Annotated in this window: 20 protein-coding genes; 11 read left to right on the top strand and 9 right to left on the bottom strand. The window is 43.4% G+C overall.

Annotated features, from left to right (window positions below; all coding sequences use genetic code 11):
* Positions 1–36: 36 nt before the first annotated feature.
* Genes fdhF through FG24_RS02455 form a run of 3 tightly spaced genes read right to left on the bottom strand, consistent with a single transcriptional unit; the run spans position 37 to position 4,943 of the window.
* Positions 37–2,901 (bottom strand): formate dehydrogenase subunit alpha, encoded by a 2,865-nt coding sequence (gene fdhF, locus FG24_RS02445; RefSeq protein WP_036300631.1) that lies wholly within the window; start codon positions 2,899–2,901, stop codon positions 37–39.
* A gap of 9 nt (positions 2,902–2,910) precedes the next feature.
* Complete coding sequence (locus tag FG24_RS02450) at positions 2,911–4,464, bottom strand: formate dehydrogenase beta subunit (protein WP_036300633.1); 1,554 nt, start codon at positions 4,462–4,464, stop codon at positions 2,911–2,913.
* Entirely contained in the window at positions 4,461–4,943 is a 483-nt protein-coding gene (locus FG24_RS02455; protein ID WP_081880920.1) for a formate dehydrogenase subunit gamma, read from the bottom strand. Before FG24_RS02455 ends, FG24_RS02450 begins: the two co-directional genes overlap by 4 nt.
* Positions 4,944–5,057: 114 nt before the next feature.
* Between FG24_RS02455 and moaA the strand changes: the two genes are divergently transcribed.
* From moaA to lplT, 8 genes are all read left to right on the top strand, one after another.
* The gene (gene moaA, locus FG24_RS02460) at positions 5,058–6,071 is read left to right on the top strand and encodes a GTP 3',8-cyclase MoaA (protein ID WP_036300639.1); all 1,014 of its coding nucleotides are present in this window, start codon (positions 5,058–5,060) and stop codon (positions 6,069–6,071) included.
* On the top strand, positions 6,072–6,668 hold the full coding sequence (gene mobA / locus FG24_RS02465; RefSeq protein ID WP_036300641.1) for a molybdenum cofactor guanylyltransferase MobA: 597 nt from the start codon (positions 6,072–6,074) through the stop codon (positions 6,666–6,668).
* A 95-nt stretch (positions 6,669–6,763) separates the two neighbouring features.
* The gene (moeA, locus tag FG24_RS02470) at positions 6,764–8,038 is read left to right on the top strand and encodes a molybdopterin molybdotransferase MoeA (protein ID WP_036300642.1); all 1,275 of its coding nucleotides are present in this window, start codon (positions 6,764–6,766) and stop codon (positions 8,036–8,038) included.
* A 164-nt stretch (positions 8,039–8,202) separates the two neighbouring features.
* A complete protein-coding gene (locus FG24_RS02475; protein ID WP_036300646.1) occupies positions 8,203–8,937 on the top strand; it encodes an energy transducer TonB in 735 nt (244 codons plus the stop codon).
* A 17-nt stretch (positions 8,938–8,954) separates the two neighbouring features.
* Positions 8,955–10,439, top strand: a complete 1,485-nt coding sequence (locus FG24_RS02480) for a sensor histidine kinase (protein WP_051901397.1) — start codon at positions 8,955–8,957, stop codon at positions 10,437–10,439.
* 142 nt (positions 10,440–10,581) lie between these two features.
* Positions 10,582–11,037 (top strand): peroxiredoxin, encoded by a 456-nt coding sequence (locus FG24_RS02485; RefSeq protein ID WP_036300650.1) that lies wholly within the window; start codon positions 10,582–10,584, stop codon positions 11,035–11,037.
* A 201-nt stretch (positions 11,038–11,238) separates the two neighbouring features.
* Entirely contained in the window at positions 11,239–12,636 is a 1,398-nt protein-coding gene (locus tag FG24_RS02490; RefSeq protein WP_036300652.1) for a PhoH family protein, read from the top strand.
* A 73-nt stretch (positions 12,637–12,709) separates the two neighbouring features.
* Complete coding sequence (lplT, locus tag FG24_RS02495) at positions 12,710–13,870, top strand: lysophospholipid transporter LplT (RefSeq protein WP_036303864.1); 1,161 nt, start codon at positions 12,710–12,712, stop codon at positions 13,868–13,870.
* 102 nt (positions 13,871–13,972) lie between these two features.
* On the opposite strand, the gene FG24_RS02500 is transcribed toward lplT, so the two are convergent.
* From FG24_RS02500 to FG24_RS02520, 5 genes are all read right to left on the bottom strand, one after another.
* Complete coding sequence (locus tag FG24_RS02500) at positions 13,973–15,310, bottom strand: NAD(P)/FAD-dependent oxidoreductase (RefSeq protein ID WP_036300655.1); 1,338 nt, start codon at positions 15,308–15,310, stop codon at positions 13,973–13,975.
* A 90-nt stretch (positions 15,311–15,400) separates the two neighbouring features.
* The gene (locus tag FG24_RS02505; RefSeq protein ID WP_036300657.1) at positions 15,401–15,925 is read right to left on the bottom strand and encodes a c-type cytochrome; all 525 of its coding nucleotides are present in this window, start codon (positions 15,923–15,925) and stop codon (positions 15,401–15,403) included.
* Between the two features lie 102 nt (positions 15,926–16,027).
* Entirely contained in the window at positions 16,028–16,531 is a 504-nt protein-coding gene (locus FG24_RS02510; RefSeq protein WP_019897225.1) for a c-type cytochrome, read from the bottom strand.
* Between the two features lie 131 nt (positions 16,532–16,662).
* Positions 16,663–17,580 (bottom strand): quinoprotein dehydrogenase-associated putative ABC transporter substrate-binding protein, encoded by a 918-nt coding sequence (locus FG24_RS02515; RefSeq protein ID WP_036300659.1) that lies wholly within the window; start codon positions 17,578–17,580, stop codon positions 16,663–16,665.
* A gap of 444 nt (positions 17,581–18,024) precedes the next feature.
* Positions 18,025–19,896 carry a PQQ-binding-like beta-propeller repeat protein gene (locus FG24_RS02520; RefSeq protein WP_036300663.1) on the bottom strand — a complete coding sequence of 624 codons (1,872 nt, stop codon included), beginning with the start codon at positions 19,894–19,896 and terminating at the stop codon, positions 18,025–18,027.
* Between the two features lie 301 nt (positions 19,897–20,197).
* On the opposite strand from FG24_RS02520, the gene pip reads away from it, so the two are divergent.
* The 3 genes from pip to FG24_RS02535 all read left to right on the top strand — a co-directional run bounded on the left by pip (position 20,198) and on the right by FG24_RS02535 (position 24,206).
* Positions 20,198–21,154 (top strand): prolyl aminopeptidase, encoded by a 957-nt coding sequence (gene pip, locus FG24_RS02525; protein ID WP_036300666.1) that lies wholly within the window; start codon positions 20,198–20,200, stop codon positions 21,152–21,154.
* 164 nt (positions 21,155–21,318) lie between these two features.
* The gene (locus tag FG24_RS02530) at positions 21,319–22,626 is read left to right on the top strand and encodes a YhjD/YihY/BrkB family envelope integrity protein (protein ID WP_036300669.1); all 1,308 of its coding nucleotides are present in this window, start codon (positions 21,319–21,321) and stop codon (positions 22,624–22,626) included.
* Between the two features lie 50 nt (positions 22,627–22,676).
* On the top strand, positions 22,677–24,206 hold the full coding sequence (locus FG24_RS02535) for a 2OG-Fe(II) oxygenase family protein (RefSeq protein ID WP_036300672.1): 1,530 nt from the start codon (positions 22,677–22,679) through the stop codon (positions 24,204–24,206).
* Positions 24,207–24,303: 97 nt separating this feature from the next.
* Here FG24_RS02535 and FG24_RS02540 read toward each other — a convergent pair whose 3' ends face one another.
* A complete protein-coding gene (locus FG24_RS02540) occupies positions 24,304–25,428 on the bottom strand; it encodes a sugar phosphate nucleotidyltransferase (protein WP_036300675.1) in 1,125 nt (374 codons plus the stop codon).
* Positions 25,429–25,595: the final 167 nt, after the last annotated feature.

A 25,595-nucleotide genomic window follows, 5' to 3' on the forward strand; every position in this document is an offset into this window, starting at 1 on the left:
GGTAGATGCATCTAATATTAAAGACAGCCTAAACTCCTAACTAACTTTTACTGCTTCTGCTTTTTTACCGGCAAAAGCAATTTGCGCTTCACTAAAGGTCTTGTAGTGTTTTTGCCAATCAGACAACTGACTAACACGTGACACTTGTACCGCGGTTACTTTAAACTCAGGACAGTTGGTTGCCCAGTCTGAGTTGTCAGTGGTAATCACGTTAGCGCCTGACTCAGGGTGGTGGAATGTTGTATAAACAACACCAACCTGTACACGCTCTGTAATTTTAGCGCGCAATACGGTTTCACCCGCACGGCTCGCAATACCGACCCAGTCACCCTCTTTCACACCGCGCTCTTCTGCGTCATGTGGGTGAATCTCAAGGATATCTTCAGGATGCCATGCAGTGTTTTGAGTTCTACGTGTTTGCGCACCTACGTTGTATTGAGACAAAATACGACCTGTCGTCAGAATCAATGGGAATTTAGCATTCACTTTTTCTGTCGTTGGCACGTATTGGGTAACAAAGAACTTACCTTTACCACGCACAAACTCGTCAATATGCATGATTGGTGTGCCGTCTGGATGCTCATCATCACATGGCCACTGTACGCTACCCACTTCATCCAGTTTCTTGAAGCTTACACCACGGAATGTAGGCGTTAACGCAGCAATCTCATCCATAATTTCTGAAGCGTGGTTGTATTGCATTGGGTAACCTAATGCTTCAGATAATTTAGTGGTCACTTCCCAATCTTCATAACCATTTTTTGGACGCATCACTCTACGCACCGGTGAAATACGGCGTTCAGCATTGGTAAATGTACCACTCTTCTCTAAGAATGAAGCCCCTGGGAAAAACACGTGCGCAAACATGGCTGTTTCGTTCAGGAACAAATCTTGAACAATCACGCACTCCATATTTTCTAAAGCGTGTGTGACGTGCTGGGTGTTCGGGTCTGACTGCACAATATCTTCACCAACACAATACAGCCCTTTGAAGTTACCTTCGCTAGCTTCGTCCAGCATGTTTGGAATACGTAAGCCTGGTTCTTTGCTTAAAGGCCTGCCCCAAGCTGATTCAAACAAGGCACGTGTCGCATCGTCTGCCACGTGACGGTAACCTGGGAACTCATGCGGCATAGAACCCATATCGCATGAACCTTGCACGTTATTTTGACCGCGCAATGGGTTAACACCCACACCTTCACGGCCGATATTAGCAGTTGCCATAGCCAAGTTAGCAATACCCATCACTGTGGTAGAACCTTGGCTATGCTCGGTCACACCTAGGCCATAGTAAATCGCAGCATCGCCACCTGTAGCATACATACGTGCTGCAGCACGTATGGTTTCAGCATCTACGCCCAACTCTTCAGCTAGCGCTTCAGGTGAGTTTTCTGGCTTAGCCACAAAATCACGCCACTCGACGAATGAATCCCACTCGCAACGCTCTTTCACAAACGCTTCTTGTACCAAGCCCTCAGTCACAATCACATGCGCCAATGCTGAAATCAAGGCAACGTTAGTACCTGGACGCAATTTGAGGTGGTAATCCGCACGGATGTGTGGGGAATTAGCCACCAAGTCAATTTCACGTGGGTCAGCAATAATGAGCTTCGCACCTTCACGTAAACGACGCTTCATTTGCGATGCAAATACAGGGTGGCCATCTGTTGGGTTAGCACCGATGATGAAAATCACATCAGAATGCATAACTGAATCAAACGTTTGTGTACCGGCTGATTCACCCAGTGTTTGTTTTAAACCATAGCCGGTTGGGCTGTGGCAAACACGCGCACACGTATCAACGTTGTTCACGCCAAATACCGCGCGAATCAACTTTTGCGTCACGTAAACTTCTTCATTAGTACAACGTGAAGAGGTAATACCGCCGATAGCATCGCTGCCATATTGTTTCTGAATACGGGTTAGCTCGCTCGCTGCGTAGTTAATCGCTGCGTCCCAGCCCACTTGTTGCCAAGGGTCTTTGATACTCTTACGAATCATCGGTGTGGTGATGCGGTCTTTATGCGTTGCATAACCCCATGCGAAACGGCCTTTTACACATGAGTGTCCATGGTTAGCACCGCCATCTTTGGTTGGCGTCATGCGAACAACTTCTTCGCCTTTCATTTCCGCGTCAAAGCTACAGCCCACACCGCAGTATGCACAGGTAGTCGTGACGCTATGCTCCGGCGTACCAGCTTCAATCACTGTTTTTTCTATCAAGGTTGCTGTTGGACAAGCTTGTACACAAGCGCCGCAAGAAACGCACTCTGAATCCAAGAAGTCTTTATTGCCGGCAGAAACTTTAGATTCAAAACCTCGGCCTGAAATTGTTAGCGCGAATGTACCTTGCGTTTCCTCACACGCACGTACGCAACGTGAACACACAATACATTTACTCGGGTCGAACGTGAAGTATGGGTTAGTTTCGTCTTTTACTGAATTGAGGTGATTTTCACCATCATAACCATAACGCACTTCACGCAAGCCTACCGCACCCGCCATGTCTTGTAATTCACAGTCACCGTTGGTTGCACAAGTGAGGCAATCTAAGGGATGGTCTGAAATGTAAAGCTCCATGGTGCCGCGACGAATGTCAGCAAGCTTTGGCGTCTGTGTATGCACTTTTAAGCCATCAGCAACTGGCGTGGTACATGATGCTGGGTAGCCACGGCGGCCTTCGATCTCCACCAAGCACAAACGGCATGAACCAAACGGCTCCAAGCTATCGGTTGCACATAATTTAGGCACCATTACGCCAGCCACTGCCGCTGCGTGCATGATAGAAACGCCATCAGGCACTGTAATTTCTCTGTCATCGATCGTCAGCGTCACTTGCTTAGCCGATTGACTTTTAGGGGTTCCGTAGTCGATGCTCGAATTGTATTTAATTTCGTCCATTGTTCTCTCCTAACCCGCTTGCGTTTCAGCAGGTAGTCCAAAGTCTTGCGGGAAGTGATTTAGTGCGCTAAGTACAGGATAAGGGGTCATGCCACCAAGTGCGCATAAAGAGCCATTCAGCATGGTGTCACTTAGATCGCGTACCAATTGAATATTTTTAGCGTGGTCTTTACCGGATCGAATTTTATCAATCACCTCAACGCCGCGGGTTGAACCAATACGGCAAGGGGTACATTTGCCACAAGACTCAACCGCACAGAACTCAAAGGCATAACGTGCCATTTTTGACATATCAACCGTATCGTCAAATGCAACAATACCGCCGTGACCAAGCACCGCCCAAATTTTAGTAAACTCTTCGTAGTCTAAAGGTGTATCAAACTGGCTCTCAGGCAAAAATGCGCCTAAAGGCCCGCCTACCTGCACGGCACGGATAGGCTTACCAGTCGCAGAGCCGCCGCCAAAGTCATACAGCAACTCACGCAAAGTTGCACCAAACGCTAACTCTACCAAGCCATTATGTTTAAGATTACCAGCCAGCTGAATTGGTAGCGTGCCACGTGAACGGCCCATGCCGTAATCAGCATAATATTGCGCGCCTTTATCTAAAATAATCGGCACTGAAGCCAGTGAAATCACATTATTAACAACCGTTGGCTTGCCAAACAAGCCTTCAATCGCAGGTAGTGGCGGTTTAAAGCGTACCAGACCACGTTTACCCTCCAAGCTCTCTAGCAATGAGGTTTCTTCACCACAGACATAAGCACCCGCAGCACGGCGCACTTCCAAGTGGAAAGCTTTACCGCTGCCTAAAACATCATCACCTAAATAACCCGCTTTATTTGCTACCTCAATTGCCTGATTCAAGGCTACCAATGCGTGAGGATACTCTGAACGCAGGTAAATATAGCCTTGTGTAGCGCCCACTGCGACACCGGCGATGGTCATCCCCTCGATCAACACGAACGGATCGCCTTCCATAATCATTCGGTCTGAGTATGTGCCTGAGTCACCCTCATCGGCATTACACACGACGTATTTCTGTTCTGACGCACAGCCCAGTACCGTGTTCCATTTAATCCCGGTAGGGAACGCTGCACCGCCGCGACCACGCAAACCTGAGTCAGTCACAGCTTTAACAATTTCTGCGCCGCTAAGTTTTAGTGCATTTTTCAGGCCTTTATAGCCATCATGTGCAATGTAATCATCCAGCGACACCGGGTTAGTCACACCTACACGTGCAAACGTCAAACGTTGCTGTTTTTTAATCCAGTCGATTTCTTCTGTTAAACCCAAACTTAAAGCGTGAGGTTTTGCATTGATAAAATCAGCGTCAAATAGTGAAGGTACGTCTTTTACTTTTACCGGACCATAAGCAACACGGCCTTTAGGAGTAGATACTTCCACCATGGTTTCCAGCCAATACAGGCCGCGAGAACCATTACGGATAATTTCTACATCCAAACCACGGCTTTTTGCTTCTGCGGCAATAGCAACTGCTACTTTTTCTGCACCCACTGACAAAGCACTTGAGTCGCGTGGAATATAAATCGTTGTTGTCATGCTTTTGCCTCCGCAATCAGTGCATCTAAATCAGACGGAGACACTCGTCCATAAATCTCATCGTTCATCATCACCGATGGCGACAATGCACAGTTTCCTAAACAGTACACGGCTTCTAGTGTAATTGCGTTATCGGCAGTGGTTTGGTGGTAATCAATATTCAGGCACTTCTTCGCATGCGCTTCTAATGCTTCACTACCCATAGACTGGCATGATTCAGCACGACAAATCTGCATTACATTGCGACCAGGCTTATGTGTTCTAAAGTGGTGGTAGAATGTAACCACGCCGTGCACTTCCGCTACGGATAAAGCCAATGCTTTTGATATCTGCGGATAGGCAGACTCAGGCACATAACCTAGATTGTCTTGAATCGCATGCAACAACGGTAACAATGCGCCAGGGCGATGTTGATGTTCGGTAATTAAGCGACTAATTAACGCATCAGCATCTACTAGTGGTGTATTTGAATCAAGCAAGCTAATATCTCCAAAGCAACTATTATGACGATACTACAATCCTACTATAATATTAATGTAAAATGTTACTGAAATGTAAAATCCTACTAGATACGACAACTCGTGACTTAAAAAGTGCCTGACTCAACATCCAATTATCCAGACAAGCTGATCGACCAATTTGGCCGTCAGGTTGACTATATTCGGCTTTCTATCACAGACCGCTGCGACTTTAGATGCACTTACTGTATGGCCGAAGAAATGACCTTTCTGCCGCGCGATGAAGTACTCAGTTTAGAAGAATGCCTGCGCCTGATAAAAGCATTTGTGCAGCTAGGCGTAACCAAGGTGCGCATCACAGGCGGCGAGCCGCTAGTACGTAAAAATGCACTCTGGCTATTTGAAGAAGTGGGCAAACTTGAAAAACTAAAAGAGTTAGTGCTTACTACCAATGGTAGCCAACTAGAGAAACAAGCTACCAGCTTAAAACAAGCGGGCGTTAAGCGTATTAACATCAGCCTGGATAGTTTAAACAGCGAGCGCTTTAAAAAAATCACCCGTACTGGCGAGCTCGATAAAGTACTGCGCGGCATACAAGCTGCCAAGCAAGCTGGTTTTGACAATATCAAACTCAACACAGTACTCATGCGCGGCACCAACGACGATGAAGCACAGGCCCTCGTTGACTTTGCCATTCAACAAGCTATAGATATTTCTTTTATTGAAGAAATGCCATTAGGTGAAGTTGACCATACACGGGAATCTACTTTCGTCAGCAATGCAGAAACCCTAAAAACCCTGCAAAGCAAGTACGCTCTGACCGCCAGTACGGTCAACACAGGCGGCCCTGCGCGTTACTGGCGGGTTACTGACAGCAACACGAAAATCGGCTTTATCTCACCACACTCACACAATTTCTGTGAGGCATGCAATCGCGTACGCATCACCTGCAAAGGCGAGCTATTTCTATGCCTGGGCCAAGAAGACAAAGTGGACCTAATGCCATTGCTACGCAACCATCCTGACGATGACCAGCCATTGATACATGCTATCCTTGATAGCATGTCCATTAAACCCAAAGGGCATGATTTCGATTTACGGCGCGCCAAGCCTGCGGTGGTAAGGTTCATGTCACATACCGGCGGCTAAGTGCCAGTCTCAGCGCTCATTCTTGCAGGCGGGCTAGCTACACGCATGGGTGGTGTGGACAAAGGGTTGGTGCAATTTCAATCCCAGCCTCTTATCCAGCATGTCATTGCCAGACTAACGCCACAAGTCGATGAAATTATGATTAATGCAAACCGAGAATTAGCGTATTACAACACGCTAGGCTACCGCGTACTGCAAGATGAAATCTCAGATTTTGCAGGCCCATTGGCGGGGATGCAACTAGGACTCAAGCATGCAAGCCATGATTTAGTGCTATTTGTGCCATGCGACTCGCCATTACTGCCTGCTAATTTGGTGCAGAAACTCAAAACAGGCTTATTGCAAGCCAATGCAGATATTGCCGTAGCCACTTGCGGTGGCAACAATCACCCTGTATTTTGTCTATGCAAGAAAACACTGCTCCCTAGCCTCGATTATTTTCTAGCTCAAGGCAACAGAAAAGTACATGCATGGCAAAAAAGTCAGCATTACGTAGAAGTGGACTTTGGAGATGACAATGACGCATTTGAAAATTTAAATAGCCCAGATGATATTATCAAACTAGAATCAAAGCTGGCGCAAAGCACCGCTCATTAGGGCAAGCACAATAAGATGCTACCGATTTGCGTGCAAGACCTAAGCCATCTCTTTTAACTTAGTAAACTAGACAATTAACGTTCAATACACATCAAATGACTAGCGACACCTCTCTCCAAACCTTAGCCAACAACCCTAGCTGCATGGATGATTACGATCCTAACGCCATGCACGTAGCCAAAGCCCGTGAGTATATTCAGCAATTTCTAAACCCGGTATCTGAAACGGAAACACTCGCATTACGTGATAGCTTAGGGCGCGTACTGGCAGCAGACATCATGTCACCGGCCAACGTACCCAACTATGATAATTCGGCAATGGATGGTTACGCACTAAAAGCCAGCGACCTTAAGACACAGCGCCTAAAAGTAGTGGGAACAGCGTTTGCCGGGAAAGCCTTTGATGACACAGTAAGCGATGGGCAATGCGTCAGAATCATGACCGGCGCTGCCATGCCAGCGGGTACCGATACCGTAGTGGTACAAGAAAAAACTGTCACTGATGGTGAGTTTATTAACATTAGTGAAGCGCCTAAACCGCAAGCAAATGTTCGCTATGCAGGAGAAGATTTAAAACTAGGGCAATCTGTTCTAACCAAAGGCCACCTGATGCGCCCCGCAGATTTAGGCTTAATCGCATCGCTAGGGATTGCAGAGGTGCAAGCCTATCGTAAGTTAAAAGTAGCATTCTTTTCTACTGGAGATGAACTAGTAGGTGTAGGGCAACCACTTAAAACTGGGCAAGTATACGATAGCAATCGTTACACACTTTTCGGCATGCTTACGCGGCTTGGTATTGAAGTGATCGACATGGGAGCCATTGCGGATAATCCTACGCTTCTTGAGGAAACTTTACTAAGCGCCTCAACTCAAGCCGATGTAGTCATCACGAGTGGTGGCGTCTCTGTGGGTGAAGCCGACTACATGAAACTGCTACTCGCCAAACATGGCCAGGTCATGTTTTGGAAAGTAGCAATGAAGCCGGGCAGGCCGCTTGCCTATGGCAAAGTGGGCAACGCACACTATTTTGGCTTGCCTGGTAATCCTGTTGCCGTCATGGTTACTTTTTATCAGTTCGTGCGTGATGCCCTACTAAGACTAATGGGACAGTCCAACCCTATACCATTAGCCATGTTTCAAGTACAGTGCTCGCAAGCAATTAAAAAACTATCAGGTCGCACAGAGTTTCAACGCGGCATACTATTTACTGATACGGATGGCACTTGGCGTGTAAAACCAACGGGGGCACAAGGCTCGGCTTTATTAAGCTCCATGTCCTTAGCGAACTGTTTTATCGTGCTAGATGATGCTGTTGGCAACTTAGATGCAGGAGCAATGGTACAAGTACAAGTGCTGGATGGAATTATTTAACCCACTGTTTTATTTAGATTAATAAGCACCAAATGCCTCATGAATAAAGTGAACCATCATCAAAATGTAATCAATCAAAACAGCACACTAGTAATCAGGGTTGCTTGTTGTATAATTTCGTGTCATTTTTAAATCAACCTCTATTCACTAGGTCTTTTTTCTCTTTGAATTCAGCTGTAATCCAACCCTCTCCAAAGGAATATACAATCGTATGGGCTATTGTTTGCTCAATACTGTTGCATGGCTTACTCGCGCTGATCATCCCGAATATGAAACTTGATGACGTCAAAGAGCCTGAGGTATTAGAGATAAGTTTAGCTAAAAAAGCAGAGGCACAACCTCCTGCAGAACCCGAACCAGTACAGCCCCCACCTGAAGTTATACAACCTCAAATTCAACCTAAATTAAAACCTGAGCCAAAACCTGTTATTAAAGAGAAGCCCAGCCCTATTGTTCAACAAACCCAGCCAGTCGTCGAAACACCAACAATTACAGCACCGCCAGAAGTGATTGCAGTAAAACCCGCACCAGAACGCATCGTGCCCACGCAGACAGTAGCTACGCCTGAACCCAAAGAACCTCCTCCGCCTAGCCAAGCAGAGATAGACAATGCCACTGGTCGATATGGCAACGCACTATGGAACGCAATCAGCAAGCATAAAAAGTATCCTAAAATTGCCCAAATGCGTGGCTGGCAGGGCGAGACTATTATTGAGCTTGAACTAGATGGTACTGGCAAGATTAAATCAAAAAAAATCACGCAATCCAGCGGTTATGAGGTGTTAGATAAACAAGCGCTTGAAATGGTAGAGAAAGCCTTACCATTCCCCACACCGCCAGAAGCATTGCGGAATAGTAACTTTACCATTACTGTTCCTGTACCATTTAAACTCGAATAATCATTCAACCTACTGCCGTGGCTAACAAAAAGACCTCTCTTAAAGACCTTTTACTCATCCATGAGCTTGCTTTTATCTTACTCATCTTTCTAGTAGCCTCAATTGGTGCAATCGGCATCCAACTTCAAGACCAGTCAAGCCAAGAATCCAACCGGATTAACTCACTTGTTCAAGAAATGCAGCAAACTCGCGGCGACCTATACCGCCAATTAAAAGAGCTGTTTGATGCTTATTTCCTAGACGACCCAGAAGCGCGAAGCGAATACAATCAATTTACACTTTCTGTGGAAGGCCATTTCAAGCAATTACAACTACTTGCAGTAGGTGAAGCTGAAAAAACTGCGATTGGTGACTTGCATGCTGGCTATCAGGCCTTTGTTTCTGAGACGTCCGCGTTATTTGATCAAGACGCACACCTCAGCAGCGACGACCTTAAGAAAATATTGAACACAGATTTAGAGGCTGGATTATTTAACCGCTATGAATCATTGCTCGCCAGCACCGAACAGCTACTAAACCAAAAACAAGCTGAATTAGATACGCAACTCAAAAACAGCAAACGTAAATCTAATTACTTACTATTTACACCACTTATACTGGCAATTCTACTTTTACTATTCTCACGGTTTTTCCTGAAACGCTCAATCGTCAGACCTATTGAAGGCTTACTGCACGCCACTACGGAAATCAGCGCTGGCAACCTAATGCACAAAGCGCCTGATGAAAATATTGAAGAGCTCGCCTCTTTATCTAAAGCAGTTAACGAAATGGCTGATAAGTTATTAACTAGCCAAGAGAACTTGATTCGTACCGAAAAACAAGCAGCTCAAGGCTTATTGGTGCCTATGCTCGCCCATAACATTCGTAACCCGCTTGCGAGCATCCGCGCAACAGCACAAGTGATGGATGACCCCAACAACAATGCCGAAACGCAAGAGTCAATTAACGGTATTATTAACACGGTTGATCGACTAGAGCGCTGGACCGGCGCATTACTGGCGTACTTGCACCCTTTAAAGCCACAGCCAACTTATACCAACATGCATGAAATTGTGAATGGTGCCCTAACACCATTACAGCAAAAAATCTCTGAGAAATCCATTCAGCTTTCATTACCAAGCTGGCCTAAACCTAACGCTAGCAATAATGACGAGATTTTTACTGACCATCATCTATTAGAACAAGTCATCTACAACTTACTACTAAATGCAATTGATGCATCAAGTAAAAACGCCCCCATAGAGGTTGCGCTCAAGATTGCACAGAATGAATTCCATTTATACTTAATGGATCGTGGCAGCGGCATGCCATTCACACCCGACCCCAGCGCAATGAGTGCCCCCACCACCAAACGATTTGGCACAGGCATAGGCATTCCTTTCGCGTTCAAAGTATGTGATGTATTAGGCGGCTCACTACAATTTACATCAAGACACGGCGGTGGCACCACGATTATTATTTCTCTTCCAAAAATGCTCAATACACATCACAACGCTGTATAAATAGAAAACCATGGAGCAAAAACCATGGAACACTAAACAAATATTTTTAATATTATTCGCATTTACATGACATATAGACTTGCCTTAATGGGGCTTTTTATCAACAATGTAGGTAAGTTTCATATCAGCGATCAATAACCTTATGCTTAATCAACCTGTACCTGATTTCCAATTACCTGCTACTAGTGGAAAAACATTCCAACGTTCGGATTTCATAGGTAAGTACCTCGTTATTTACTTTTACCCAAAAGACTCTACGCCAGGGTGTACAACGCAAGGTATGCAGTTCAGAGATGCCTATGCTGATTTCCAAATAAAAAATACTGAAATATTTGGCATCTCACGTGACAGCCTAAAGTCACATGAAAACTTTAAAGCGAAATTTGATTTCCCTTTTGAGTTGTTAGCCGATACCGAAGAAGTCGCTTGCACACTGTTTAATGTCATCAAAATGAAAAACATGTATGGCAAACAGGTACGAGGCATTGAACGTAGTACGTTTATCATCGACGTAAATGGCGTTTTAATTAAAGAATGGCGTGGTGTTAAGGTAGATGGCCATGCAGCAGAGGTGTTAAGCTTTATAGGGTCACTATAGTTTTAATAGCTGGTCAATCACGTAAGCAAATAGATTGATATGACACATAAAATTGAATATAAACATTTCAAAGCAACGTAATATGCATTTAGTAAGTTTTACTTAACCCAATTTTGCTTAACTTTAAGTATTTTGCTTAACTCAATTTTTGCTTAATTTTAGTTCAACTCCGTTACATTCATTACTATTAGAAAGTCTTTTATGGCTAAAAAAGATACTGGCATATCCAAACTATTTGTTCTTGATACGAATGTACTCATGCATGACCCTTCTTCAGTGTTTAGGTTTGAAGAGCACGACATTTACCTGCCTATGGTCACATTGGAAGAGCTAGACAACAACAAAAAAGGACTTACAGAAGTTGCACGTAATGCACGCCAAGTCAGCCGCAGTTTAGAAGAAATTGTTGGCACAGACTTAACTAACTTAGAACTAGGATGCCCTTTATCACGTAACGGTAACAAGCAAGCTACCGGCCGCCTGTTTCTACAAACAACGCAGCTACATTTGGATCTACCTGGGCTAGCTGGCAGCAAAGCAGATAACCAAATCATCAGTGTTGTCCTCTGCTTACAAAAACAGCACAGTAGTCGACAAGTCATACTAGTCAGTAAAGATATCAATGTTCGGATTAAAGCGCGCGCCATGGGCGTATTGGCCGAAGACTACTTTAACGACAAAGTTTTAGAAGATACCGACATTCTCTACAGTGGCATGAAAGAGTTGCCTGCGGACTTTTGGGATAAGCACAGTAAAGCAATGGAGTCGTGGCAAGAGTCTGGCCGCATGTTTTATAGACTCACTGGCCCACTGTGCAAAACATTTTTAGTAAATGAGTTTGTTTATTACGAGTTTGAAAAACCATTCCATGCTATTGTGCGCAACATTGAGAAAGACACTGCGGTATTAGAGGTTGTTAAAGACCACCTTATACCAAAACATAATGTATGGGGTATCACCGCGCGTAACCGCGAGCAAAATTTTGCATTAAACCTACTCATGGATCCAGAAGTAGACTTTGTCTCTTTACTAGGACAAGCAGGTACAGGTAAAACACTGTTAACATTAGCGGCAGCACTTACCCAAGTATTGGATAAAAAAATCTACTCTGAAATCATTATGACGCGCGTTACTGTCCCCGTTGGTGAAGACATCGGCTTCTTACCTGGTACAGAAGAGGAAAAAATGACGCCATGGATGGGTGCTTTAGAAGACAACTTGGATGTACTGAACAAAAGCGATGAAGAGGCTGGTGATTGGGGTCGCGCTGCAACCCAAGACTTGATTCGCACACGCATCAAGATTAAATCATTAAACTTCATGCGTGGCCGTACTTTCTTAAATAAGTTTTTAATTATTGATGAAGCGCAAAACTTGACGCCAAAACAAATGAAAACCCTGATTACCCGCGCAGGGCCTGGTACAAAAGTAGTTTGTTTGGGCAATATTGCACAAATCGACACCCCTTACTTAACCGAAGGTAGCTCAGGCCTCACGTATGTGGTTGATCGTTTTAAAGGCTGGAACCACAACGGTCATATCACATTACAGCGTGGTGAGCGCTCGCGTCTGGCTGACTTTGCTGCGGAAATTTTATAGGCTTATCCATGATGTGTAATTTTATGCTTGACGAACTGTACGTACGTTTCACTAAAGGTAACTTCTAATGCATATGTGTAAAGGTTTTTACACCTTACTCACCGCACAGTTTTTATCCGCTCTGGCTGACAACGCACTGCTGTTCGCGGCTATCGCACTACTTGCCCAAATAAACTCACCCGATTGGCATACGCCATTGCTACAGCAGTTTTTTGTGATTTCCTACATTGTGCTTGCACCCTTTGTAGGCTCATTTGCTGATGCATTGCCTAAAGGCCGGGTGATGTTTATTGCCAATGCCATTAAATTCATCGGCAGTCTTGCCATGTTGGTAGGCATGCCGCCGCTGTATGCTTATGGCATTGTGGGTATTGGTGCAGCTGCATACTCACCAGCTAAATATGGCATATTGACAGAGCTACTTCCCCCCGAAAAGTTAGTCAGCGCTAATGGCTGGATGGAAGGCTCTACTGTCATTGCAATCATTTTAGGCGCGTTGCTAGGTGGTAGCATGGCAAGTCACGACCCTTCTTTTGCAATGATTATCATCACCTTACTGTATATGGTCGCGTCAGTATTTAATATTTACATCCCTAAACTGCCAATCGATCACAAACTACCAAAGAAAAATCCTGTATTCATGCTTTACGATTTCTGGCAATCATTCAAAGCTTTATGGGTAGATACGCGCGGACAGGTCTCGCTTGCAGTCACAACATTATTTTGGGGTGCTGGCGCTACATTACGGCTCGTTGTCATTGCCTGGGCGGCAAGCGCCCTTAATTTTGGCCTAGAACAAGCCACTCAACTGATGGCGATACTAGCTGTTGGCATTGCGGCAGGCTCTGTCGTTGCTGCACGCTATATTAAATTAGAAGAATCAACCAAAGTACTTCCTGCCGGCATCGTCATGGGCTTACTGGTTGTCGCCATGGCTTTTGTACAGCATTGGCAGCTAGCTGTCATATTGCTGTTTGTCATCGGTGCGCTTGCAGGGTTCTTTGTAGTACCATTAAATGCATTACTACAGCATCGTGGGCATGAGCTGATTGGTGCTGGCCACTCAATTGCCGTTCAGAACTTCAACGAACACATCGGCATCTTACTCATGTTAGGTGCTTACTTGTTGATGGTAAAGGCTAACCTACACATAAATATTATCGTGATTATATTTGGTGTATTTGTGAGCTTATGTATGATGGCCATCAACAAACGCTACAAGTATCTCAATTAATAATCAAACAATCGCCTGCGATACACTTGCCGTACAAATAAAAACGGATGAGCGCAATATCCGCCCATCCGTTTTATCAATGCATTACTTATTGCAGCATAATTAATGCAGTTTTACATGCGCCTCTGTGCGCCTTGCTATCATTCTCGCAAGCGTCTGTAATGCCATGCTCCAAAATCCGTGCAAAGCCATCAAATGTAGCTTATAGAGTGATTGATACATCGTACGTGCTATCAATCCTTCAATAAACAAGCTGCCACCTGACAACGCGCCCATCAAATTACCAACGGTAGTATAGTTGCCTAAATTAACGAGTGACCCATAGTCCCGGTAAGCGAACTCCGGTAAATCTGTTTTTCCCGCGACCCGGTATTTTAATGTTTTAACTAACATGCTCGCCTGCTGATGTGCAGATTGCGCACGTGGCGGCACTGTCACATCCTGACCATGTCCTACCCAAGGACATGCAGCACAATCACCAAAAGCAAATATATTGTCATCTAATGTGGTTTGTAAACTAGGTTTAACGATTAACTGGTTAATCCGATTAGTTGCCAAACCATCAATTTCACGCAAGAAATCAGGCGCTTTAATACCAGCAGCCCAAACTACCAACGCTGATGGAATGAAGCGGCCACTATGCGTTTGCACGCCTTTGCTGGTCACTTCAGTCACGCGCTCACCCATATATAAGTGCACGCGTAATTTTCTTAATTCAACATCAACAGAGTTAGAAAGCTTAGCCGGCAGCGCTGGCAATACACGATCGCTAGCTTCAATTAAAGAGATTTTCACATCACGGTCTGGATCAATCTTATCAAGACCGTAAGCGGCTAATTCTCGCGTTGTATTATGCAACTCCGCAGAGAGCTCAACCCCAGTTGCACCAGCACCAACAATCACCACTTCTAATTGCCCAGCCTGTACCGGCTCCGCCTGAGTCTGCGCCCGCAATAATGCGTTGTGTAAGCGCCTATGGAATTTTTCAGCCTGGTCTTGAGTATCAAGGGCGATAGAGTGCTCACGCGCACCTTTCACGCCAAAATCGTTGGTAGTACTACCTACGGCAATCACCAAAGTATCATACGGAATCGTGCGACGTGGGATAACCTCAACACCATCCTCGTCATAGTTAGGCGCGATTGTAATTTCCTTGTTAGCTCTATCTAGACTGTCCATGCTGCCAAGTCGGAATTTAAAATGATGCCAATGGGCCTGAGCGATATAGACCAGCTCATGCTTTTCTGGGTTCATACTTCCTGCCGCAATTTCATGCAACAATGGCTTCCAGACATGCGTCTTTGATTTATCAACCAAAGTAATCTCTGCTTTACCTTTGCGTCCCAAACTATCACCTAATTTGGTCGCCAACTCCAAACCGCCTGCTCCACCACCTACGATGACGATTCGATGCAGCTGCTCTGTTCCCACTTTACCCATTGCGCACTCCCTACACTCACTTTTATTAAACACTGAAAACAAAAAAACGCTTACTGAATATCAGTAAGCGTTTTTATATCTTAATATAACTTACTCGTTTCCAGTGATCGCTGAATTACTACGAATCCATGCAATAACTTTTAATACTTCATCTGGCTTTAAACCATCAGGTGGATCAGCCTGCATCAGGCCAAAACCTTTTGCACCCATGCCACCGTTAGTGCCATGCCAAATGGTTTCAAACATACCTTTATTGGTCGCATTTTTTGCATACTTAAAGTTTGGACCCTGCAAGCCTGGCGCAACAGCACCTTCGCCGTGGCCACCATGACATGCTACGCATGAATATAAGTTAAACTTCTTTTTACCCGCTTGTATTTCTGCTTCAACACCAATATAAGGATTCTTACCAGTGGCAATAAACTCTTTTGCTGCAGGTGTATCAAACAACTTGGCGTCAATTTTTAATGGTGAACCGTCTTGGGTTGTGACTAAATCAATCATCTTGATTTCTGCATCAGATCCCGCAGAAGCACCAGCCCCTTTAGATCCAGAGTCTTGGCCACATGCGGCTAGCATTGCAATGAACGCAACTAAAAATAAATGTTTATTCATCATTCACTCTATCTATTATAAAAAGTTTAATAATAACGCATTTATGCTGTAATAAAAAACGGTCGCGATTGCGACCGTTTTTTATTAGATAAACACAACTAATTATTCATTACCGTTAATTTTGCTATTGCTACGAATAAACGCAATCACTTTTAATAAATCATCAGGTTTCAAACCTTCAGTTGGATCTTCCGGAACCATTAAGCCTAGACCTTTAGCACCCATACCGCCGTTAGTGCCATGCCAAATCGTTTCAAACATACCTTTGTTTGTTAGATTTTTAGCATATTTCATTGTAGCGCCTGTCAAACCTGGGGCAATAGCACCTTCACCATGGCCACCATGACATGCATTACATGAGTATAGGTTGAATTTCTTTTTACCAGCTTTAATAGCAGCTTCATTACCAATGTATGGGTTTTTGCCAGTTGCTAAGAATTGCTTAGCTTCTGGGGTATCAAATAATTCTTTTTTAATATTTAAAGGTGCGCCATCTTGCGTTGCTACTAGGTTAATGTCTGCAGCTTGCACATTTACAGATACTAAACCTGTTAATGCCAACATAGAAACTAATAATGTTGACGCTAAAGTTTTATTGCCTAACATGTTATCTCCTAATTTAATTCACATGAAATGAGTTACGTCTTATTCATGCTAAGCGCATTCGTCAACGTACGATCATTTAACGTAGTTATTTATATATCGGTTGACTTAACAACGCAAAATAAGCGCGTATTTTACTCTGTTTTTGGGATTGCGTCACCGCGAGTTTCTTTATTAACTTCTTTTCCTTTGCGATAAACTTTCATAATGCTATCGCCATCAACAACAGCCATATGTGGAATACCGTAATCATCTAGAATCTTGTTAATTTTATCTTTGTTTCTTTCCAGTGCGCCTTCAATCATCGCTAAGCGCTCTTTATCAGACTTACGTACACCGATTGAAATATTCCAGTTAGTTTTACCCTTAGCGTTGACCAACTCGTAGTCAGGCACCATCACAACCTCTAACGGCTCTTTTGATTGTTTAGCGAAATAGCCCCCAATTGGACCCCACATAATGGCTACGTCGATTTCACCCGCTAACAAATCATCAATCAAATAACTTGGTGGCAAGTTTAAATCACGCTGCATGCGATATGGTCTTGCATTAGGCATCAAGCCATAATCATTCAATGCAATCGTCGCTGGACTTTGGCCAACGATACCAATCGTTGCTTTTTTAAGATCAGGACTATCCCAGCCTGTAATTTTCATACCGCTGCTTTTTTTGTAAATAAACACATGACCTGCGCGGTAATAAGGTTTTGATGTTCTCAATGCATCGTAATCTGAGGTTGTGCCCATAATCACATCGCATTTTTTTGCACTTAAGGTGTTTCTAATAAAACCCATTCTGTCGTACCAGAAGGTATAAGCCAGTTTTTTATTTAAATCTTGCGCCAACACTTCAGCAATCTTATTTTCAAACCCTTCTAATTTGCTATTTGAATAGGGTAAGTTATCTTGGTCTGCACAGACTTTAAATTCGGTGCCATCATCTACACGTTGTACTTCACCAGCCCTGCCTGAAGAGTAATAATCTTCAGCTTGTACATTACCTACTGTAAGAAAACCTATGAAAAGACCAAGCAATTTCATTCTTTTAAACATTTTTATTCCTTATCATAAAAATGCGGCCTCTACTTCACCGCGCTTAGTAATAGAGTATTAACTTAATTAAAAGTTCTACCTATTAAGACCCACAAAACCGACATACGACTATACAGGATAGCCTGACCATGAAACAGCAGATTTTCATGAATTTGACACAAATCATGACCGATTTTCATCGCCATCCTCACCTGCTAACAAAGTGACAAACCAACCAAGTAAGCTTAGTTAAATTAAGCCGCTTACGCTGTGAAATCGAAACATTCTTAATCGAAAAACGAACGCTTGGACCTATTGAACGTTCGTTGATAGTTACTAATAAGATTTATATCTGAACGCTTGCTCAATAAAAAAACACCCCGACAAGTCGGGGTGTTTTTATTTACTACGTTTAGTACTAGCTTACGTTATTAGCTAATAATTTTATTGTTTTTCAACAATTAATTATAGGCTGAACACGTTCAATGCACCGCCGCCAGGAGCAGCGTTGTATTTAACTAGTTCTGCATAACCACCAGCAGCACCTAAAGCGTCTGTTGGAGTAGTCATACCAAGGTTCATCGCTACACCAGCCCAGCCACCGATACCTGATAGCACGCCAACGTGTTGTTTACCTTTGTGACCGTATGTGAATGCATTACCAATCACGCCAGAACCAACTTGGAATTTCCAAAGTTCTTTACCTGATTTAGCATCAACAGCTTTGAACCAACGATCTAAAGTACCGTAGAACACTAAGTCAGTAGCAGTAGTTAAAGCACCACCCCAAGCTGAGAATTTCTCTTTGTTGTACCATACTTTTTTGTTTGTCATTGGATCATAAGCAGCGAAACCACCCATAACACCGTCAGGACCTGGGAACATTGTTAATGTTGCACCAACCCATGGTTGACCAGCAACGTATTTAGACTCAACTGGCTCGTATGTCATACATACGTGGTTCAATGGAGAATATACTAAACCAGTTTTTGGTGAGTATGCAGCTGGTTGTTGGTCTTTTGTACCCAATGCAGCTGGGCAGATGCCTTTAGCATTGTAGTCTTGGTGAGTAGAAGCTGATGCCAATTTGTTTGGTACACCAGTTTTCATGTCAACATCAGTTGCCCAGTTTACGAATGGGTGAACTTTTTGTGCAGCTTGTAATTTACCGTTGTGTGCATTCCATGTGTAAGCGAAGCCGTTACGGTCATGGTGCCAAGCGTATGTTTTGCCACCTTTGTCGAACAAGATAACTTCGTTAATACCGTCGTAATCCCACTCGTCATGTGGAGTCATTTGCATGCCCCATTTTGCAACACCAGTGTCTAAGTCACGTGCGAATACAGTCATTGACCATTTGTTGTCGCCTGGACGTACATCTGGGTTCCAAACTGATGGGTTACCTGTACCGTAGTAAACTAAGTTTGTACGTGCATCATACGGCCACCAGCCCCATACAGAACCACCACCATGTTGCCAACCATCTTTAACTGCTTGTGGTTTCAACCATGTACGTGTACCTAGTTCTTTTTCGCCAATTTTCAATTGGTCGTTAGGAAGTTTTTTGAAAGAACCGCCTTCTTTGTTGCCGCCGTTTACGTCTTGGTAAACTGACAATGCACTGTACTCAGGTGTATCTTTGTTGAAGTCTGAACCGATTAACATTTCAGCGTCAGGACCTGTTGAGTATGCTTTCCATGCCAAAGAACCGTCTTTGATGTTGTATGCAGCGATAAAGCAACGTACGCCGAATTCAGCACCTGAACAACCTGTTAATACTTTGTCTTTGATTACGTGTGGAGCGTTAGTGTTTGTCGCGCCAACTTTTGGATCGTTGATCAATGTTGACCATACTTTAGCACCAGTTTTAGCGTCTAAAGCTACCAAGTTACCATCGTTTTGTTGTAGATAGATTTTACCGTCGCCATAGCCTAAACCACGTGAAACGTTATCGCAACATAGTACAGCTTGTACTGATGGATCTTGTTTTGGGAAATATGACCAAACGATTTTTTGGTTGTTATCTAAATCTAAAGCGTATACGTTGTTTGGGAATGCTGTATGTACATACATCATGTTACCAACAACAACTGGTGAACCTTCGTGACCACGGTTTACACCAGTAGCGAATGTCCAAGCTGCTTTAAGATTTTTTACGTTACCTTTGTTAACTTGTGCTAATGCACTGTAACCTTGGTTGTTGTGCTGACCACGTGGGTGAGCCCAGTTGTTCGCGTCTTTCATTGCTGCTTCTTGATCTGCGGCTGCTGATGCTACTAAAGGCATCGCCATACCTGCTACCAAGCCAAGTGCTAACTTGATTTTGTTGATTTGCATATTAATCTCCAAAGTTAAACTACTAAGGTTTAAATAAATAGATTCATAAACAAAACTAATAAATTTTTGATGTTCCTCAAAATTTTTACTAGCTTTTATGAAACTATTTGTAGCACACTAAATGTGCTTGAACAGAACTATAAACCAGTGAATCATGAATTGCAATACATTATTTACAATTTATTTACAATTAACTTAACATAGTCACACTTATTACTTAAAATCCCTAGTCAGCACCACACCGCTTGACACTTACATCTTAAAATATCATTTAAAATCAAATAGAAAGAAAAAATCATCCATGCAAACCAATCTCTACAACTTGTATCCAGAGCTTGATACATTTAAACAAAGTATGATTAAAGTTGATGACTTGCATGAGGTTTACTACGAAGTTTGCGGAAACCCTGATGGTGTGCCTGTTGTGTTCCTACACGGCGGCCCAGGCAGCGGATGTAATCCAACACAACGCCGTTTCTTTGACCCAAGCTACTATAAGATTATCCTGATTGATCAGCGCGGCTGTGGCCGCAGCAAACCATTAGGGTCTATCGTTAACAATACAATTGATGACTTAATTAATGACATTGATTTAATAAGAAAAAATCTTGGCATTGATCAATGGCTAGTATTTGGTGGCTCATGGGGCAGCACACTTGGGCTTGCTTACGCATTAAAGTATACGCAACATGTAACAGGATTAATTTTGCGCGGTATCTTTTTAAGTCGCACAACTGAGCTCAATTGGTTTTTGAACGATGTAAAAGCTTTTTATCCAGAACCTTGGGAAACTTTGTGTGATTTTTTACCTATTGGATCAAGAAACAATCCTATTAATGCTTACGAAAAACTCATTTTCTCAGACGATACCGCCATTAGCATCCCTGCTGCCATTCAATGGAATCAATTTGAAAGTAGCATAATGACTTTACTGCCAAGACCAAGCAGTGAGCAAGCCATAAACGGTGCTGTTGAACTTGCACGCGCACGCGTACAGATTCACTACATCCAACATCAGTGTTTTGTCAGTGAACGTGATTTACTGGCTGAGGCAAGCAGTAAATTATCTCACCTTCCAACTGTCATCGTTCAAGGTCGTTATGACATGGTATGCCCGCCAATCACAGCATGGGAGCTGAAGCGAGCAATGCCGCAAGCAGAGCTCTACCTAGTTGACGATGCAGGGCACTCAGCAATGGAGTCAGGTACAACCTCCGCATTGGTCGCGGCGACCGAAAAGTTCAAAAATTTAAGCTAACCCTTGCATCACTATGAGGAAGTATAGTGCTAAGATTATTACCAGCTATTTTACTTATACTTTCTCAATATTAAGCATATTAGAGGTTGCCATAACCCAATGCCAGCAATTAGAAATTTGAATATGATCTCCATCCGCAGGGCTTTGATCTTAAGTATCACCGTATGAAGAAAATCACTTTCAGTCCAAAATCTAACTTAGCCTTGCGCGATAATTTGCGTAAGGCTATCAGCATGCCTAGCGAGGTTTACGCTAATCAGAGATACAACACACCATTATTTGTATTTCATGAAATGTTTAAAGCTTTTCAGCGGCACAATGCACTCGGCTTATCTGCCTCGTTATCTTTTTATGCGATGTTTGCATTGATTCCTTTAGTATTACTCATGTTTTTTTTGTTTAGCCAGCTCATTTTCAGTTCTGACTATGCAATTGTTAAGCTCGCTATTATTACTAGCAATTTGGTTCCTCAATTAAGTAATTCCATCATGACGGAAGTGTATAGCACGGCAAAACATCAAGCCGCATGGGGGGCAGTCGGGCTTTTTGTACTCCTTTGGACAGTCACGCCCTTAGCGGGCGCTATGCGCGCAGCTTTCTACAGCATTGCTAGCCTAGTCGAAGCGCCATCGTTTATTAAAAGGAAAGTGAAAGACATTTTTGCCATTGTCGGCATGCTACTACTATTCTTTTTATTTACATTTGCAGGGCTAATGCTAGAAAAAGTGATTGTTTTTTTAGGGGCAAGTAGCAGATTCTTACAATATGAGATGCTAGCAACATTAACATCACTAGGACTCACCACCCTCTTGATCAGTGCTTTTTACTTTGTGTTCTTTCCTGCACGCTTATATATCAAGCATATTTTAATTGGCGCTTTATTTACAGCCATACTTTGGCTACTGATGCGACCAGCCTTTACCTTGTTTTTATCCATGAACGAATCCTATGGCTCAGTTTTTGGAAGCATGAAGAATCTTTTCATTTCGATTACCTGGCTGTATGTAAATTTTGCAGTATTTTTGCTCGGGACAGAGCTCATTGCAACATTAAGAAAAAAAGATGTCTTATTACTCAAGGGACTTTTTGACGAGTCATCAGAACCTAGTGTTGCGACAGAATCTCACTACGTGAAAAAACTGATGCAGCGTTACGGAAAGGTGTATGAGAAAAATGACATTATCTTTAAGCATGGCGAAGCCACTAACCATCTGTACTACTTAGTGGCAGGTGAGGTGCAAATCGTTAAACATAGCAAGATATTACGCACCGTTCATGCTGGCGAATACTTTGGCGAAATGGCAATGTTGTCGAATACTCCAACCATTGCTGAAGCCAGAGTGGGATCCATCAATGCAGAGGTCATTACAATGGATACCGACAATATTGAAACGTTGCTACTAGACGAACCTAAGGTAGCCATGAAGTTTCTGAGAAAAATGGCAGCTCGCCTACAACAGCAAGACGAATAATCTTACACTCACCACCACACACGGGTTTTGATATACATTTAGGACGAATCATGGCAAAGCAAGCATCTTTCTCACCCCAACCCAGCCAATTGGAAATGCAACCTGTCCTGCAATTATTTAACTCAGGAAAACTAGCAGAAGCCGAACAGGCCGCAAAAAAACTGGTGGTGCGCTACCCTAACACTTTTATCTTGTATCAAATTTTAGGTATTTCCCAAGACGGTTTATCTAAGCCCGAAGCCGCCATCGACAGCTATAAAAAGGCACTATCAATCCAACCGAACACGCCCGACCTACATTTCAACTTAGGTATTGCACTTTCAAACCTTGGTAATCTAGAAGCAGCCAGCCGTCATTATAAGCAGGCCATTGCACTGCAATCCAACTTCTTTGAGGCATATGGCAACTTAGGTACGCTATTACAAAAACAGGGCTTACTAGAAGACGCTATCAAGAACTATCAGACTGCATTAGATATTCACGAAGATGCACGCGGTCACTTCAATATAGGAACAGCGCTACGTGACCAAGGCAAACTGGATGAGGCAATTAAGCACTTTAAACATGCGATTCGCTTATTCCCTAACTATGCTGACGCACATAATTATCTTGGCGAGTGCTTACGTGACCAAGGCAATATGGAAGATGCCGTGAAAAGTTACTTAGACACGCTAAAGCTCAACACAGACCATGCTGGCGCCAATTACAATATGGGCGAGTTTCTATACCTTGCTAACCGTTTTGATGAAGCCATTGATTATTTTGAACGATCGCATTTAGATGATTGGCAAGAGCGTGCTTTATATTGCACCTATAAAGCAGAACATTTTGATGCTTTTAAAACAAAATTAGATGAAATTGTGCGTACGCACAAAAAACATGACGCCCCATTTTTAGCCACATTATCCTCACACTACGCACGCAACTTTGGTGTAGAAGACCATTATAATTTTTGTAAAAACGGCTTTGATTTTGTTTATCAAAATAGCATCTCAGAACTTGCCGAACCGAATAGCCAATTTCTAAAAGACCTACTCAACGATATAGACAATACTGCGATTGAAGTGCGCGCACAGGGTATGATTATTAATGGCAAACAATCTGCTGGCAATTTATTTAAGCGCCCAGAGGCATCTTTCAGAAAGCTGGGGGAATTAGTTAAACAAGAATTTATTAACTACAAAAACCGCTTTGCCGGCGCCGACTGCGAGCTGATTAAGTCATTTCCTGACGAGCTGGAATTTACCAGCTCTTGGTATGTACGCTTACGTCGTGCCGGTTATGTAGATCGCCATATCCATGAAGTGGGCTGGATTAGTGGCGCGGTGTATCTAGTATTGCCTAAAGATCGAAAAGACCCGCTAGAGGGCTGTTTTGAATACGGCTTGCACGGTGACAATTACCCACAGAAACACGATGATTTTCCAGTAGGGGTTGCATCACCTAATGTGGGTGACATCGTACTGTTCCCATCATCGCTATTTCATCGCACCATTCCGTTCAACTCAAATGAAGAACGAATTTGCATTGCCTTTGATTTAAAGCCACAAGGTGAGATTTTTAGACGATCAAACTACTAACGCTTTTAAATAAAGCCTACACACTTTCGCCGACTCAACACCACTAGTTTAATCACACCTCAAGTTAGCGAAAGTATGTACTTACTTACCGTTTAAATTAATCCTCATCTGTTTCAACGAGCTTACGAGCATCTTCAATCATAAACTCTAAACGCGCTTCAGCAATGTCCACCTGTGTATCCATAATCGGGTCAATACACTTGCTGCCAAAGATAATCTTACCTTCTAAATTCGCCTGACTAGTCAGCCGTGTGTAATCTTCCACGATACAGTTTTTAATCACCGCGCCAGTTTCAACCACGCAACTTGCGCCCAATACAGCGGGGCCCACAATCGTTGCGCCAGCTTCAATTTTCGTACTGCCGCCTATATAAACCGGCGGCGTAATATTCACCTGATCAAAATCAACACTTAAATTAATACCCACATGCACGCCCGGCCTAACTTCTCGACCAGGCATCTTAAAGCCCTTCACTTCACCATTTAATATCTGGCTGGTCACTGTCCACACATCCTGCACATTACCAATATCTAACCATTGAAACGGCAAGTTTATACCGATAAAAGGCAGGTGCGCTTGTGCCAGTTTAGGGAACAACTCGCCACCAATATCATAAGCAACACCAGAAGGAATATAGTCAAAGATTTCCGGTTCAAAGATATAAATACCGGTATTGGCCAGATTGGAAATTGCGTCTTTAGGATCCGGCTTTTCTTGGAACTGTAAGATACGATCATCTTCATCAAGGGCTACGATGCCGTATTTAAACACCTCATCATTTGGCACTTCACGGATAATAATGCTGGCAATCGCTTTCTTCTGGCGATGAATCTCTAGCGCTTTGCTAATATCCAAATCAATCCAGGCATCACCACAGAGCACAATAAATGTCTCATCAAAAAAACCTGAGAAATCCTGAATCTTTTTCATGCCACCGGCAGAACCCACTGGCGAACTGATAGCAACACCAGACTCTACATATCCTTCGTAAGAGTAGGCCATGCTTACACCGAACTGCTCGCCATCTCTAAAGTAATTCTCAATAATGGGCGCCAAGTGGCTAGTGTTTACCATAATCTGATCAACCCCATGCTTCTTAAGCAACTCAATCAGATATTCCATCACTGGCTTCCTCACCAAGGGAATCATTGGCTTCGGAATTTCATGTGTGATCGGCTGGACTCTTGTGCCCTTACCAGCGCCTAGTATCATTGCTTTCATATTTCTCTTACATTCAGCTTAATTATTCAACAGGCGCTATTATGCCTAAAAAACAACAGCGTAGCATGATTTGATTATCGATAATTGCCACCGACTAAACAACACCCCGCAAGCTTGAGAGTTCTTGACATAAGCACACGAGAATCAATGAAATAATAGAATTAAAA

Source organism: Methylotenera sp. L2L1, assembly GCF_000744605.1.
Classification (GTDB): domain Bacteria; phylum Pseudomonadota; class Gammaproteobacteria; order Burkholderiales; family Methylophilaceae; genus Methylotenera.